16 protein-coding genes are annotated in these 12827 nt (G+C 34.6%); 11 read left to right on the top strand and 5 right to left on the bottom strand.

Annotation, left to right across the window (positions count from 1 at the left end):
- Window positions 1–9: 9 nt before the first annotated feature.
- From AKG39_RS12280 to AKG39_RS12260, 5 genes are all read left to right on the top strand, one after another.
- A complete protein-coding gene (locus tag AKG39_RS12280) occupies window positions 10–723 on the top strand; it encodes a helix-turn-helix domain-containing protein (protein WP_050740696.1) in 714 nt (237 codons plus the stop codon).
- Between the two features lie 154 nt (window positions 724–877).
- Complete coding sequence (locus AKG39_RS12275) at window positions 878–2263, top strand: tyrosine-type recombinase/integrase (RefSeq protein WP_050740695.1); 1386 nt, start codon at window positions 878–880, stop codon at window positions 2261–2263.
- A 55-nt stretch (window positions 2264–2318) separates the two neighbouring features.
- Window positions 2319–3227, top strand: coding sequence for a hypothetical protein (locus tag AKG39_RS12270; protein ID WP_050740694.1), 909 nt, complete (start codon window positions 2319–2321; stop codon window positions 3225–3227).
- A 192-nt stretch (window positions 3228–3419) separates the two neighbouring features.
- The gene (locus AKG39_RS12265) at window positions 3420–4610 is read left to right on the top strand and encodes a PIN domain-containing protein (RefSeq protein ID WP_050740693.1); all 1191 of its coding nucleotides are present in this window, start codon (window positions 3420–3422) and stop codon (window positions 4608–4610) included.
- 273 nt (window positions 4611–4883) lie between these two features.
- Entirely contained in the window at window positions 4884–5426 is a 543-nt protein-coding gene (locus AKG39_RS12260) for a hypothetical protein (protein WP_050740692.1), read from the top strand.
- Between the two features lie 945 nt (window positions 5427–6371).
- Here the strand turns inward: AKG39_RS12260 and AKG39_RS12255 are convergent.
- Both AKG39_RS12255 and AKG39_RS12250 read right to left on the bottom strand, forming a co-directional pair.
- Window positions 6372–6725 (bottom strand): hypothetical protein, encoded by a 354-nt coding sequence (locus AKG39_RS12255; RefSeq protein ID WP_050740691.1) that lies wholly within the window; start codon window positions 6723–6725, stop codon window positions 6372–6374.
- Window positions 6726–6978: 253 nt separating this feature from the next.
- A complete protein-coding gene (locus AKG39_RS12250; RefSeq protein ID WP_050740690.1) occupies window positions 6979–7317 on the bottom strand; it encodes a hypothetical protein in 339 nt (112 codons plus the stop codon).
- A gap of 164 nt (window positions 7318–7481) precedes the next feature.
- Between AKG39_RS12250 and AKG39_RS12245 the strand changes: the two genes are divergently transcribed.
- From AKG39_RS12245 to AKG39_RS12225, 6 genes are all read left to right on the top strand, one after another.
- Window positions 7482–7688 (top strand): helix-turn-helix domain-containing protein, encoded by a 207-nt coding sequence (locus AKG39_RS12245; protein ID WP_242852610.1) that lies wholly within the window; start codon window positions 7482–7484, stop codon window positions 7686–7688.
- A 313-nt stretch (window positions 7689–8001) separates the two neighbouring features.
- On the top strand, window positions 8002–8136 hold the full coding sequence (locus AKG39_RS20910; protein ID WP_083439534.1) for a DUF3102 domain-containing protein: 135 nt from the start codon (window positions 8002–8004) through the stop codon (window positions 8134–8136).
- 23 nt (window positions 8137–8159) lie between these two features.
- Window positions 8160–9080: an AbiH family protein gene (locus AKG39_RS12240; protein WP_126981235.1), complete on the top strand. Its 921-nt coding sequence runs from the start codon at window positions 8160–8162 to the stop codon at window positions 9078–9080.
- A 365-nt stretch (window positions 9081–9445) separates the two neighbouring features.
- On the top strand, window positions 9446–9634 hold the full coding sequence (locus tag AKG39_RS12235) for a type II toxin-antitoxin system HicA family toxin (RefSeq protein WP_050740687.1): 189 nt from the start codon (window positions 9446–9448) through the stop codon (window positions 9632–9634).
- Window positions 9635–9661: 27 nt separating this feature from the next.
- A complete protein-coding gene (locus tag AKG39_RS12230) occupies window positions 9662–10195 on the top strand; it encodes a type II toxin-antitoxin system HicB family antitoxin (RefSeq protein WP_083439533.1) in 534 nt (177 codons plus the stop codon).
- Between the two features lie 102 nt (window positions 10196–10297).
- A complete protein-coding gene (locus AKG39_RS12225) occupies window positions 10298–11194 on the top strand; it encodes a hypothetical protein (protein ID WP_050740686.1) in 897 nt (298 codons plus the stop codon).
- Window positions 11195–11763: 569 nt separating this feature from the next.
- On the opposite strand, the gene AKG39_RS20905 is transcribed toward AKG39_RS12225, so the two are convergent.
- The 3 genes from AKG39_RS20905 to AKG39_RS12215 all read right to left on the bottom strand — a co-directional run bounded on the left by AKG39_RS20905 (window position 11764) and on the right by AKG39_RS12215 (window position 12809).
- The gene (locus AKG39_RS20905; RefSeq protein ID WP_423230042.1) at window positions 11764–11964 is read right to left on the bottom strand and encodes a DUF1492 domain-containing protein; all 201 of its coding nucleotides are present in this window, start codon (window positions 11962–11964) and stop codon (window positions 11764–11766) included.
- 346 nt (window positions 11965–12310) lie between these two features.
- Complete coding sequence (locus AKG39_RS12220; RefSeq protein WP_160316184.1) at window positions 12311–12553, bottom strand: hypothetical protein; 243 nt, start codon at window positions 12551–12553, stop codon at window positions 12311–12313.
- A gap of 1 nt (window position 12554) precedes the next feature.
- Window positions 12555–12809, bottom strand: coding sequence for a hypothetical protein (locus AKG39_RS12215; protein WP_050740684.1), 255 nt, complete (start codon window positions 12807–12809; stop codon window positions 12555–12557).
- Window positions 12810–12827: the final 18 nt, after the last annotated feature.

Raw genomic sequence — 12827 nt, 5'->3', positions numbered from 1 at the left:
GGTGTTGGAATGGATAGTCAAATTACGGGAAATGACTTCAAAGATAGACTTAGTGAATTAATGGAAGAAAGAAATATCAACCAAAGGGAATTGGCCGAAAAAATAGGGATTTCGAAGCAGACAATAAGTTTTTATGTAAATGGTAAAAGATTACCAGATATAGATAACTTTAGTCTGATATGTGAACACTTTAAAGTTTCTGCTGATTTTATGTTAGGCAAAACAGATTCGAAAAGCATAGATATGGAGATAAGCACAATACATGAAAAATTAGGTCTATCTGATGGAGCTATTATAATTCTGGAAAAATTAAAGAATAAAGAGAGTGAATTGTTACCATTATTAAGCCGTATCATTGAACAGGAAAGTATAAACATTGATGAGGAGGAAGACCTAATAGATGAAAATGAGTGTTTTTCCTTAGATTATGAGCCTTCTGCATCAGTTCTATCAAACATATACAAAAGTATAACTTTTTTAAGATATGTAGATAAAAATCATCATAAACAACTTATAATAAAACCAGACGGTAATTGGGAACTTAAACAGGAATATCCAATTAAAGAACTGCTGATAAAACCAGATGGTAACTTTGAAATAGTAGATGCATTAGAAGGAAATGATAATAGCTTAAGAATAGAGATTAACGATTTTATTCACAAACGTCTTGATGATGATATTCTATATGCTTTAAGTGATTTGATTGTAGCTCATTATATTTAGAAGTTATCCCAACATGGACAAACCATATTAAGCGAAAATTACAGAATAAAAAACCTGACCAGTAAATCAAGGGACTTTAAGAAATTATTGAAAGTTTGTGTTAACGTGCCGTTATGTTTTCACTTCCTTTCCACTAAACATAGGAGGTACCATCATGGCTAATATACAACAAAGAGGCAATACTTATAAGATAACTGCCTATTCTGGTTATGATACCAATGGAAAACAAATCAGGCATACAATGACTTATAACCCCCCGGAAGAAATGAGCCCGGCTAAATTAAAAAAAGAGCTAAAAAAAGTCGCTCTAGAATTTGAAGAAAAATGCAACCTCGGTTATGTCATGGATAGCAATATCAAGTTCATTGATTTTGTTGAGATTTGGTTTAAAAATTACGTAGGAAATAAGAGCCTTTCCCCGGTAACCGTAAAAGGATATCAGGATTTATCAATAAAGATTGTTGTAGAGTTAGGCCATATTAAAATGGGGAAGATCACTGCTAAACATATTCAAGATTTCTATTCAAAAATAAAAGGCAGCACAGGTGTAAGAGGTGGAGAAAAGTTTAAGGTGTCCGATGAATATCTTGAAATCATTTCTCAAATAAAACAAAAGGATATTTCAACGAAGGCCGGTATCAATGATGATGCTCTCAGGCGATTAAAGAAGGGTGGGAATACTACCTTTGAAGTAGCTCTGAGAATTTCTAAAGCACTAAAAAATGATCTTGATACCCTCTTCAAATCTACAAATCCACAAAGACAGGTTTCAAATGAAACAGTATTGCACTATCATAAGTTATTAAATAATATCATGAATAATGCGGTTAAATGGAGTGTAATACCATTTAATCCTATTGAAAAAAGGGTAGAACTTCCAAAATCCGACCGTAAAGAACCAGCATATATGGATGATAAAGAGGCCCTGGAGTTTCTGGAATTACTTGAAGAGGAACCCCTTAAATATAAGTTAGCCTTAAATTTGCTGATATTCAGTGGTTTTAGGCGGGGAGAAATTGGGGGCTTGAAATGGGCTGATATCGATTTTGATGCGAAGATTATCACCATTAAAAGAGCACTAAAGTATATTCCGGGTGAAGGATTGTTTGAAGGTGACACTAAAACATTCAAATCTAAAAGAAGTATTAAGCTTCCTGATTTTATCTTCGACCTGCTTAAAGCTCATAGGGTCTGGCAACTAGAAGAACGTTTAAAGGTAGGGGATCGATGGAATGATAATGATTATGTCTTTACCCGTTGGAACGGTCAGCCAATGAGCTTGGATACCATCGGCGCGTATTTAAAGAAATTTACAGACAAACATGGATTAAAGCCGGTTCATCTGCATTCACTCCGTCATACCAATGCATCCATATTGATTGCAAGCGGTGTGGATCTCAAAACGGTATCATCCAGACTGGGACATTCTAATTTATCCACTACCGGTAATATTTACGCCCATGTTATCAATTCAGCCGATGCGAAAGCCAGTGATGCACTGGATAATATTTTAGTTACATCATCCCGTAAAGCATTGTGATTTTATAGTAGATCTTTAATAAGGTCTAGTATTAATACAATAATTGGAGGAAATAATGTTATATGACTTGACAACACTACTTTCGACAGTGGCAGGGTGTACTGCTACTATTATTGCAATTATAGGAGGATTCGTTGCTAGTAAACTTATAACACTAAGCACTGAAAGAAATGATGCAATAACAAGTTTAAATGAGGTTTTGGAGGAATTGTCTTTCAAACAAAACAAAATGGAAAAATTAATAAAAAAAGTTACTGAAGATGATGCTAAGGACTTCATAAGAAAAAATATAATTGAGTTAATAAAAAATACGAAACTGGTGGATTTGTATAAAGAAGAGGATCGTTTGAATATACGTTTTGAAGACCTAATGCCATTTTGGGATAAATGCAATAATATCTGGCATGAGGTTAAAAAAACAATTTTAGATAAAGATTGTAAAAAAGAAGATATAAATGAAGTCGGTATACCACGTATACTGGTTAAGGATCTAGATGATTTTGATTATGAGATTTGCAAATATGCTATTGAAGCATATGAAGATTATATAGAAGAAACCACGCGTCAAATTCATGGCGGATTATTCATGCCAAGTTTTAACATGAAGTCATATCAAATGCCGTTCTTCTCTAATAAATGGTATGACGATGCTATAAGTGAAATAAGAAATTTGAAAGATTCGATTGATTGGCTTAATTTTCAAAAGACACAATTGTCACATAGAATAAGTGCGTTAGGAAAGCCAAAAGGAATGAAAGCAGGCTTAATAATATTTTGTTTATATTCCATTGCTTCAATCGTAATTCCATTAACTCTGATTCCGTTTACTACATATAATTATCAATTATTTATTTGTGTCAAAAGGGGTATTATAACGGTCTTCTTTTTAGGAATGTTTTTTGTATTTCTTTATTTTTCCTCTCTTTTAACTTGGAAAAAAGAAGAACCTAAGGAGAAATTGTAATCTTGAAAAATTCGTGTTTATACAAAAGCCGCTCAGTAAAATTAGCATCTATTGAAAATAATTAAAATATTGTTTCATTTTTTTATAATTAAACTTATAATATAAAAGAATAGTAGCGAAAAATTCATAAAGAAATGACTTTGTGAAAAATATGAAAAATTTAATTAGTATTTTAGTAGGGAGATATAGATTATGAGAAAAGCAATCTGTGAATATTTAGAACCGGATATAGATAATAAGAAAATGTTATGGGAAAATTCGATATTTGTATTTGATACTAATGTGCTGTTGAATTTATATAGATATTCGACCAAAACTAGAGAAGGATTACTTGAGGCAATATCATTATTTCAAGATAGAATCTGGATGCCTCACCACGTAGCGACTGAATTTATGAGTAAAAGATGTAAAGTCATTTATGATACGGTCATTACATATGATTCGTTAAAGACTGAAGCAGAAAGCTTTGTGAAAAAATGCATTGAGTCTATACGCATAAAAGAGGATAATCCAGAGATAATGGAGTTAGAAGATTATCTACAAACCTGGGTAAAGAATCATAGAGAAAAAAATCTATTAGTTCAAAAACCATCTGAAGATAATATATTGCCAAAACTTTTGTCTTTGTACGAAAATAGAGTAGGTTCACCATTTGATATTAAAGCAAAGCAAATTATTTATGATCAGGGAAAAGTAAGATATGAAGATAAAATACCTCCAGGGTACAAAGATGCAATTAAAGGAGGAAAAAATGATAACATCTACGGAGATCTTATTATTTGGAAGGAAATATTAAATTATTCACAAGAAAACAAAAAAAACATCATTTTTATTACACAGGATAAAAAAGAAGATTGGTGGAATCAGTGTAATGGAAAAACAATAGGGCCACGTATAGAATTGCGCAAAGAGTTTATTGACGAGACAGAACAAGAATTTGGAATGTATACAATGAATAGTTTTATTGAGACTTATAATGAAAAAAGCGACGTAGAGTTGGACCAAAGTGTAATTGATGAAGTCAGTCAAGTGGATGCTGATATAAGAATTTTCTGGAATGTACAAAACAAATATCTAATTAATAAGGATTCCATTATTAGTGATAATTTATTTGAAAACATATTATTTGAGAATAAGATATTTGAGAACAATACAGATGAATTTATTACAAAAACACTTAAAGAAATTGAGCGATATCGTTCTAAAATTAGAAATAAATTAGACACAATAAATGTACTTGAGAAAAAATACGAAAAAATAGAAATGCCTTCAAATATAAAAAATCAAATTTATAATACAAAAAATAATATATTAGAGTTAGAAAAGGGATTACTTAAATTAAAAGAAAGTTATTATAAAAGTATAAATTATCAAGTGAGTTGAATATTCCACTTGAAAAGGTGCATGCTTTCCGTTGATTCAGAGCAGTGTTTCCAATACTGAATATTTCAAAGCACTCTTTCCCGGAGCCAGTGCAGTTGCGTTATAAAAAGGATACGGTGCCTATTGCTTAAGTTGAAATCTGTTTTGTTCCTAGTAACGAGAGTGTCAGCACACACAAAGTTAAATTTTAGAAGAAAATACACATAAATGGATTGATAGGATGCTTAACAAAAAGTTTCCGAATATATTAGTATTATACAAGTGAGGTAAGGTATGAAAAAATTTATTAATTCTGTAAGGTTGTCTATCGAAAATAAAAATTGGTATTCAGCGATTTTTATAGCTCTATCAATGCCTGACATTTGCGGAAAGTTAGCACGCCCCAATTTGGGGTCACAAGCTAGGTATATTGAATGGTTTGACAGCTATTTATTGGAGTTGAACAGTTCAATTTTTAATGGTGATATGGCTATTTTTCTTACAGGAAGAGATTGCTATGCATTAAGATGTTCGATTTTGCATGAAGGTACAGATGATATAACTACCCAAAGGGTTAGAGAAACGCTTGAAAAGATTCAATTTACAACTTTAGGATTACATAGAGTTAAAATTGATAATATACTTACATTAAATGTAGCTTGTTTTTGTGAAGAAATGTGTGAAGCTGTTGAAAATTGGTATAATGATATAAAGAGTGATGAGGTTATTACAGGAAGAATTGAAAGCATGTTAGAAATTAAAATAAAGGGGTTTAACCCAATCCCAGGAGTGTTTTTTGGTGAGGAATTTAAAGAATATACGGTGCCTGTCACTTAAGTGATTGCACTCTGTCCGAAACATCGCAATCGTTTACGGGATAGTGTGCCCTGAATTATCTGAAAGGGTGCACTATCTGATTGGGATATTCAGTGAGTTAATAAGGTTGATAAAAGAAATTACTCCTATACTAAAGGTTCATAGCTTATGTTATGGGTCTTTAATTTTTTGCAGGAATAAACACCAAATAAACATCAGGCTGGGGCTTTTCTTGATAAGTTTGACCTTTTGACAATAAAAAAAGAGAGCCTCGATGGCTCTCTTGTGCAATTCTTATTGGTGGAGATGAGGGGACTCGAACCCCTGGCCTTCTGACTGCCAGTAAGGCAAGTGAAAATCAATGGACTTTCATTAACTCAATAAATGGCAATAATATGCGATATTGGCGTTTTATCTTTTAATAAATGATCATGAATAACAATCAAAAAATCTACAAAAATTTAGAATAGTCGCCAAATAGTCGCCAAGGCATGGGTTTTATATTCCCACTGCAAAGCCATTTATAGGTATAAATATCACGGATAATTTGCAAATAATATTTTAACTCATGGCTTTATTGTTTTAAGCCCATACCGGTCCATTTAAAGCCCTCAATTCTCCACACATAATCATTAAGCTAAATCCCGTGTTATTATCCAGAATCAGCTCCTAAGGGCATAAAGAAAGACCACCATCAAATGGCCTGTAGAACAGCGTCGAAAAATCTATGAAAGCTATCATTGTCTAACTCAGGGTACTTTTTTAGCAACCTGTTTTTTCCTCTAAAATGGCTTTATTGCTTGATCTGATTAATAAGCTGGCATATTCGGCCAGATATTTGCATATTTCCATGTTTTCCGGTTCAATGCCTGGGATGTCCCCACCTGATATTTCACTATAGTCACCATTAGCTCCAAATTCAATACCTCCAGGATTAAATTATTTATTTTTGGAAGAGGTCTACTCTTACTGCAAATAACACCATTCAAGACGTATTGCACTCCTAAGACCTGCCCCGAATGCATCAGCATCAGCTTCAATAAGTTTTACATAATTTTCGTCTCGTTGATCACTGCCATGTTTATATTTTTTCATATCAATTTTACCTCTGTATAAATAATGATGTCCTAATTCATGGGACAATACTTTTGAGGCTTGTTTAAGGTCATTTTTTAATAATTCCCCAAGATATATGCTTGAACAACATTCGCTATTCACAAGATAAATACCTAGATCGCTATCTCTGGCCCAGCTAAAATCAACCAGTGATTTTTTAGTATATTTCTGCAATATTTCAAATACTTTTTCTTCTGTCTCCAAGTTCTACATTCTCACTTTCTTTTAATACATGCTGTATGCAAGTTTGGTTATGGACAGTGTCCCTCTCCAAGGTCTTTAATGATTGGAGATATACCTTTATCAAGTAACGGCTTCTTTTACCAGTAGTAATTCTGTGTGCTGCATCCTCATAGGTACAATCTTCTTTCCTGCCTATGCAGGCTATGCTATCTGTGCATTAATCCGCAATCCATAATATAAACCATTACCGCCGACAATCTGTTTTAAGCACCCTTTAGGGCTGTTCCAAAGTCCATGACCTTGATAACCATCCAGAAACAGAAGAGGCCAGGTAGCCCACACAGTAGGAATTACCCTGTATAGTGGCTATAACTTCAACGGTATCAGTATCAAAGTAGTTTTGAGTATTTCTTTGAAGGCTGATGGTAACTTCTGATGGGTCATACTGCTTCATGTGGTCAATGGCTGTTTGCCGTTTTCCCTGGGTGACGCCTTTAACAACAAGGGTTTTACCTTTGGCCAGCTCCCAGGCTCTTTTAAATGCCTGGCTTTTGGTTAATCCGGTGGTGGCCAGTTTGTTGGCGATTCTTGCGATTTCTGATAGGTTATACATTTTGATTTCTCCTTTCAACATCTATCAATTTTATAGTTAAATATAAACTTTATAATTAATTTAGTGAAGTGTTTATTAACTATAAAGTTAATTTGGTAAAATAAATATTGATTACATTCCTTATTTAGTTTATTATGAAATAAAAGGAGGTGCTTAATTTGAGTATGACCGAAAAAATTAAAATTGCTATGCTTAAAAGAAATATGTCGCTTAAAGATCTGGCTGAAAAGCTGGATCAATCCCCACAGAATATAAGCGGGAAATTCAAGCGTGACAACTTTAAAGAAGAGGAATTGAAAGAGATTGCCGGGGCTTTAGATTGCACTATCAATATTGAAATGGTTATGAATGATACCGGAGAACGAATTTAACCCGGCGACATCATGGTATACGAAGAGGATTAGCCAAATTCCGAAACGATTCGGATTTTATCCCCCGGCAAACCGCTCACCCATACAAACATCCTGTAAAGAAAAAAGCCCTTGATTTAGTCCGTCATGTTTTTTTTTACCCTGAAAATTCAGGGGGGTGAAAAGTTGCGTTGAAAATTCGACGAGAGACTTTATTCCATTTTTAGAAGAAAGCCCAGGTTCTTACTTTACCGGCAAAATCTGAAAAAGTCTCTTAAACTTTCCGGAGGAGCGGTAGGTTCAATAATGCTGTCCGATAAAACGGAAGCCAATAATGCACAGCGAATGGAGAAAATGGCTGGAAGAGAAGGTTGAGTTCAGCAATATTACAGCAACAAGATTTATTAAAGTTGCTAACGAGTGTTCAAATCTTTCAGCGTCGAATTACAAAGAAGGGAATTGCGATTGAAATATTCGCAATATGAAAATGACATGAAATTATATATTATAGGAAATGGTTTTGATCTACACCATAACCTTCCCACATCAACAAATGATTTTCAAAACTGCGTAGAAAAACATGATACGTATGATTATTACAGCAACTCTGGTGTCGATTGGAATGCGTATGAAGAAGGTTTGTCATATTTTGACGTTGCAGCAATGGCAGAGTCGTATATTGAATCACCAGACTATCTATCGGATAAGGAGTCTGATAGAGATGGTGTAATTTTTCAAATGGAACAGATAATGGATACAATGTATTATGTTCGAAATGAAGCCTTAAAATATATGATCCTGACTGCAAATCAAAAAATATTTGACAATAGATACCACTTCATTAATAAAGATATGTTTGAGAACTCATTAATCTTATCATTCAATTACACTTCGACTATTCAGGAGCTGTATAATTGTGAAAATATCCATGGAATAACCCATATACACGGCTTTTTCGATGATGGCGATGAGTTGATATTCGGCTATGCAAATCCAGAAGAAGAAGCTTTAAGAGTCTTTCATCCGCATGATATTGATGTTGGTATTGAAATTTCCATTCGTAATCGTGATGAAGATGATCATGACGACTTTTATATCCATAAACAGTACCAATCAATGTATGACTTTTATTGTAGTAATCAAAAAAAACTTCAAATAGATAATTTAATTAACTGGATTGCTGACTATAAGGATGAAGTCGATGAAATTATAGTGCTTGGACATTCGATGGGTTTTGTGGATAAGGTTTACTTTGAAGAATTGGAAAAAATGCTAAAGCCATTGAAATGGAGAATATCCAGATATACAAATTCCAACGCTGGAATCGACCCTAGCGACCATACATTAAAATGCTATAGTTTTTTCACTAAAATCGATCCAGCTATTTGTGGAATAAGTGATTATTTAATTTAGAAAGAGGATGGCAAATGAAGTTTTAAATTTTCACCCTCCTCGACCTACCGCATAATCAACCCGCAAAATCAACGAACCAATAGAGACGAAAAACCGGCTGCATTTGGAGCCCTCAATTTTTAGGAGTCCGCAAATTATCCGAGTCCTGAAATTTCAGAGGTCAGAACCGCAACCAGCAAACAAACCAACCGATAGGAGAGGGAAACCTCTTCTTTTTTATTTTCTGGATCGTGTCGCAAATGTCATAAACCCATGGAATAAATGGAATTAATGGAAAAAAGTTAAAATAGTCAACTTTAAAATCAATTGACACACGTATTAACACGTGTTACAATTGATCATGATAAGGAAGTGGGGTTAAGACAATGCCAATGACACCAAAACAGATGATAAAGCTCCTTAAAGAAAATGGATTTATTGAGGAACGCCAAAACGGCTCCCATAAATTCTTTGTGAATCCGGATACTGGGAAAAGAACCACCGTACCTTATCACTCAAAAGATCTTAAAAAGGGCACTGAACAGCAAATATTAAAAGATGCCGGGCTGAAATAGCCCGAACCCACAAAGGAGGAAATACCCATGAAGAAATTGTTTTATCCAGCGGTTTTTATTCCTGAAGAGGATGGCGGTTTTTCCGTATTCTTTCCAGACCTTCCCGGCTGCAATACCTGTGGAGATACCATAGATCAATCTTACGAAATGGCCTTTGAGGCATTGGGACTTGTTTTGTCCTATATGGAGGATAAGAAAGAGCCGATTCCGCAGGCTTCTAACCCACAAGCCATTAAGCTGGAAGAGGGACAGTTTTTAGTAGTGATTGAATTTGATATGGCCGCCTATAAAAAGAGAACTGAATCCAGAGCGGTTAAGAAGACACTCACTATTCCTTCCTGGTTAAATGATGCTGCACTTGAAAAGAATGTCAACTTTTCTCAGGTGCTCCAGGACGCTTTAATTAGAATGATTGAAAGTCCTCAGACTTCGATGATAAAGATTGATAAGGGAGCATATAGGGTTTTAATCAATAAACCACCAATTTTAAAAAAAAGAATTTCTAAATTGAAAAATTTGAATATTAAATCAAAGAATAATCAAAAGCATCTTTGCCGATAATCGACCGACAGGAAGAGGTTAACGCCTCTTCTTTTTAATGTACTTGTCTTATAGAGAAATTGCTGGGAAAATATAAACTTAAAGTGAGGGGAATTAAAAAATATGAAAGATCAAGCACTACAATTTTTTGCAAACAGTAGTTCGCAAATTTTGACATTGATTTCAGTTTTGGTAGGGGGCTTTATGACCTATCTTTCAACTTCATCTATTGAAAGATATAAAGTTAGAAAACAAGATCAAAAGGCCAATTTAGAAAACATTCTTATTCCTTATTGTACTCGAATTGAAGAAACCATTGAGATTGTTGAGGGATTGTATCAATATGAAATATATGATCTAGAAAAAATATCACTTGATGTTAAATTGGATATGCTCAATGCCCCATTAGTTTATTTGCATGCTACGAAAAGGATCTATTTAAGCGAATCATCACGAAAACTTTTAACTCATTATAAAGATTTGCTTAGTGCTTTCTTATCGAAATTAAGTGAAGAAAGCGAATTATGTCTGAACAAATATAAAAGTAGTATTTCAGCTTTTTTTCAAGAATTTGACTATAATGATGGCAGTTGTTATGATTCTTCACTTCCAGCAATAGAGATATCTGTTCACATGAAAAACTCATCAAGTGAGATGCTGAAATTTGCAATTATTAAGCGATCTGAAATTACATTGATTGATGAAATCAACTCAGTTAAATTTGTCTTTTGTGATGATCCAGCGAATTATATATCAAAGGTCTATGATTTAAGTGAGGAAGTCAGGAATGAATATGATGCAGTTTGCCGTGAAGCTAAGGACTTTGATCAACTCGAACTAAAGGATCAAGAAGTATGTGATTTGCTTAAATATATAGCTGAAAATTTATCTTCAGACAAAGAAGTATTAAGCGAAAAAATCGAAAAAGCACAAAGCTCGATGCTGCTTAACTCAGTACATAAAAATTTAGAAGTTATGAAAAAAGAACTTCTAAAGGAAATTGATAAAGTTACTGGTTAACTTTTTATTCCTATCAAATCTTAGTTCTTGAAACTATATGGATTTGTTTGTCGACAGCTGTATACTTGTTTCCCGTACATCCAAAGAGGTCACAACTCAACCTAGCCAGATGGAGGTATTCCCAACTTTGTAATACCCATCATAACTGAATTATCGGGTCAAATCAGTATGCTTTGTCGACTTCTTTAACTTTACGTAGGCGATGGGATCTATCAAAACCCAGATTTGGCGGCCGAAAATTCAGCTACTAGATCGGCCCCAAATTGGGCCAATGTTGCTGATAACCAGATAACGCCAAAATTAGAGGGATCTTTTTCCTGTAATTGGGATAAAGTAACGTTTCGGGACTTTTGAACATTTTTGAGCAAAAGCATACCTTCAAACAGCAAACTTTCCGTTTTTTCCTAACATTCATTAACTACCTGGAAGAGGCCCTTTTTAGAGCCTTGCCAATAAATGGGGGGGTATACCAACGCCGCCCGGCTATATAGCTTGATTTCATAGCTTTTTAGGGTGCAAAACCCGGAACTTTACCGCTAGTTTATGGCGCTTTTATGCCTATAAGCCCTTTAGACTATGATTACCATTTTTAACGCCTGATTATGAAGAACTGACATTTTTTCATCACGGCCAATCCGCATTTTATTACCAGCCTCTTTGTAGTCCATGCCATTAATGTAAAGCAAGTTTAGCAATAGCCGATATTTTATAGGTTTTATACTGTCTATCATTTCTAAGGTCTCAGCCCTAGTTTTAACCACTTCTTTTATTGCGTCGGTTACTTTTATTTTAAAGGCTGCAGCTCATTGATCCGATCATACAGGTCTTTTTTATCCCCACCGGTTATTCTGTCGCTCTGAATGTATCGGGTGGTCGTGGTTGCCCGTTCAAATGCCCGTTTATATTTTTTCTCTGCCTGTTCCTGCTTTTCCAGCTGGTAACGGTACCCGGATAAAATCGTATGCTTCCAGACGTTCCCCGATCCACCCCGATTGCAATGTTTGACTTTGCCATTTATGCCCCCTTATGGTAAAATAATCTCAATGCATTCATAATTTTCACAAGAGGACTCGGTAATTTTTCTGGGTCTTTTTTTATGCCTGTAAGAAGAGGTCATCAAAAGCCCTCTACTTCGTAATCATCCCATGCATCAGCCACACCGTCCCTTAATGCCTGCATATCGTCATAACCATGGTCACTATTCGGATAGGGGGCAATATAATCTTCTGGGTTAAGGCCTAACGCTTCAATAAACGATGGTTCTTCACCAAAACCACCAAAAGCTTTGGATAGAACTTCTTTTGCTTTAATCTGCTTTGCTATTTTTAAAAGGTTATCCAGCTTCTGTATATTGGCCATGTTAATCACTTAACCCCCAATCAATAAAAATAACTGGGGATTTTGTGTCCAGCGACATAAGATAAGCTTCTGCCTCTTCTACCGTTGAGTGAAGGGTTTCCTCAACCCTTGTACCGCTGCCCGGCTTACCGTTCCAATAATGGGCCCGTAATTGAAAGCCCGTGACCTCTCCATTTTCCTCAATAAAGCCTATAAAAACTGATTCGGTAGGGCTTTTTTTCATAGCTTCTTTAATTAGTCTGTCAATTTTGTCCAATTGTTTTACCTCTTTACT

It is taken from the genome of Acetobacterium bakii, from assembly GCF_001263355.1.
Lineage (GTDB): Bacteria > Bacillota > Clostridia > Eubacteriales > Eubacteriaceae > Acetobacterium > Acetobacterium bakii.
The sequence above is the reverse complement of the archived record's forward strand: the minus strand, read 5'-3'. Positions and strand labels throughout refer to the sequence as shown.

Bases quoted from the DNA above. Each gene is read 5' to 3' on its own strand.
- AKG39_RS12275 (WP_050740695.1), top strand. From the start codon at position 878: ATGGCTAATATACAACAAAGAGGCAATACTTATAAGATAACTGCCTAT.
- AKG39_RS12270 (WP_050740694.1), top strand. From the start codon at position 2,319: ATGTTATATGACTTGACAACACTACTTTCGACAGTGGCAGGGTGTACT.
- AKG39_RS12220 (WP_160316184.1), bottom strand. From the start codon at position 12,553: ATGGCCAATATACAGAAGCTGGATAACCTTTTAAAAATAGCAAAGCAG.
- AKG39_RS12225 (WP_050740686.1), top strand. From the start codon at position 10,298: ATGAAAGATCAAGCACTACAATTTTTTGCAAACAGTAGTTCGCAAATT.
- AKG39_RS12235 (WP_050740687.1), top strand. From the start codon at position 9,446: ATGCCAATGACACCAAAACAGATGATAAAGCTCCTTAAAGAAAATGGA.
- AKG39_RS12240 (WP_126981235.1), top strand. From the start codon at position 8,160: ATGAAATTATATATTATAGGAAATGGTTTTGATCTACACCATAACCTT.
- AKG39_RS12265 (WP_050740693.1), top strand. From the start codon at position 3,420: ATGAGAAAAGCAATCTGTGAATATTTAGAACCGGATATAGATAATAAG.
- AKG39_RS12245 (WP_242852610.1), top strand. From the start codon at position 7,482: ATGACCGAAAAAATTAAAATTGCTATGCTTAAAAGAAATATGTCGCTT.
- AKG39_RS20910 (WP_083439534.1), top strand. From the start codon at position 8,002: ATGCACAGCGAATGGAGAAAATGGCTGGAAGAGAAGGTTGAGTTCAGC.
- AKG39_RS12230 (WP_083439533.1), top strand. From the start codon at position 9,662: ATGAAGAAATTGTTTTATCCAGCGGTTTTTATTCCTGAAGAGGATGGC.
- AKG39_RS12250 (WP_050740690.1), bottom strand. From the start codon at position 7,317: ATGTATAACCTATCAGAAATCGCAAGAATCGCCAACAAACTGGCCACC.
- AKG39_RS12280 (WP_050740696.1), top strand. From the start codon at position 10: ATGGATAGTCAAATTACGGGAAATGACTTCAAAGATAGACTTAGTGAA.
- AKG39_RS12260 (WP_050740692.1), top strand. From the start codon at position 4,884: ATGAAAAAATTTATTAATTCTGTAAGGTTGTCTATCGAAAATAAAAAT.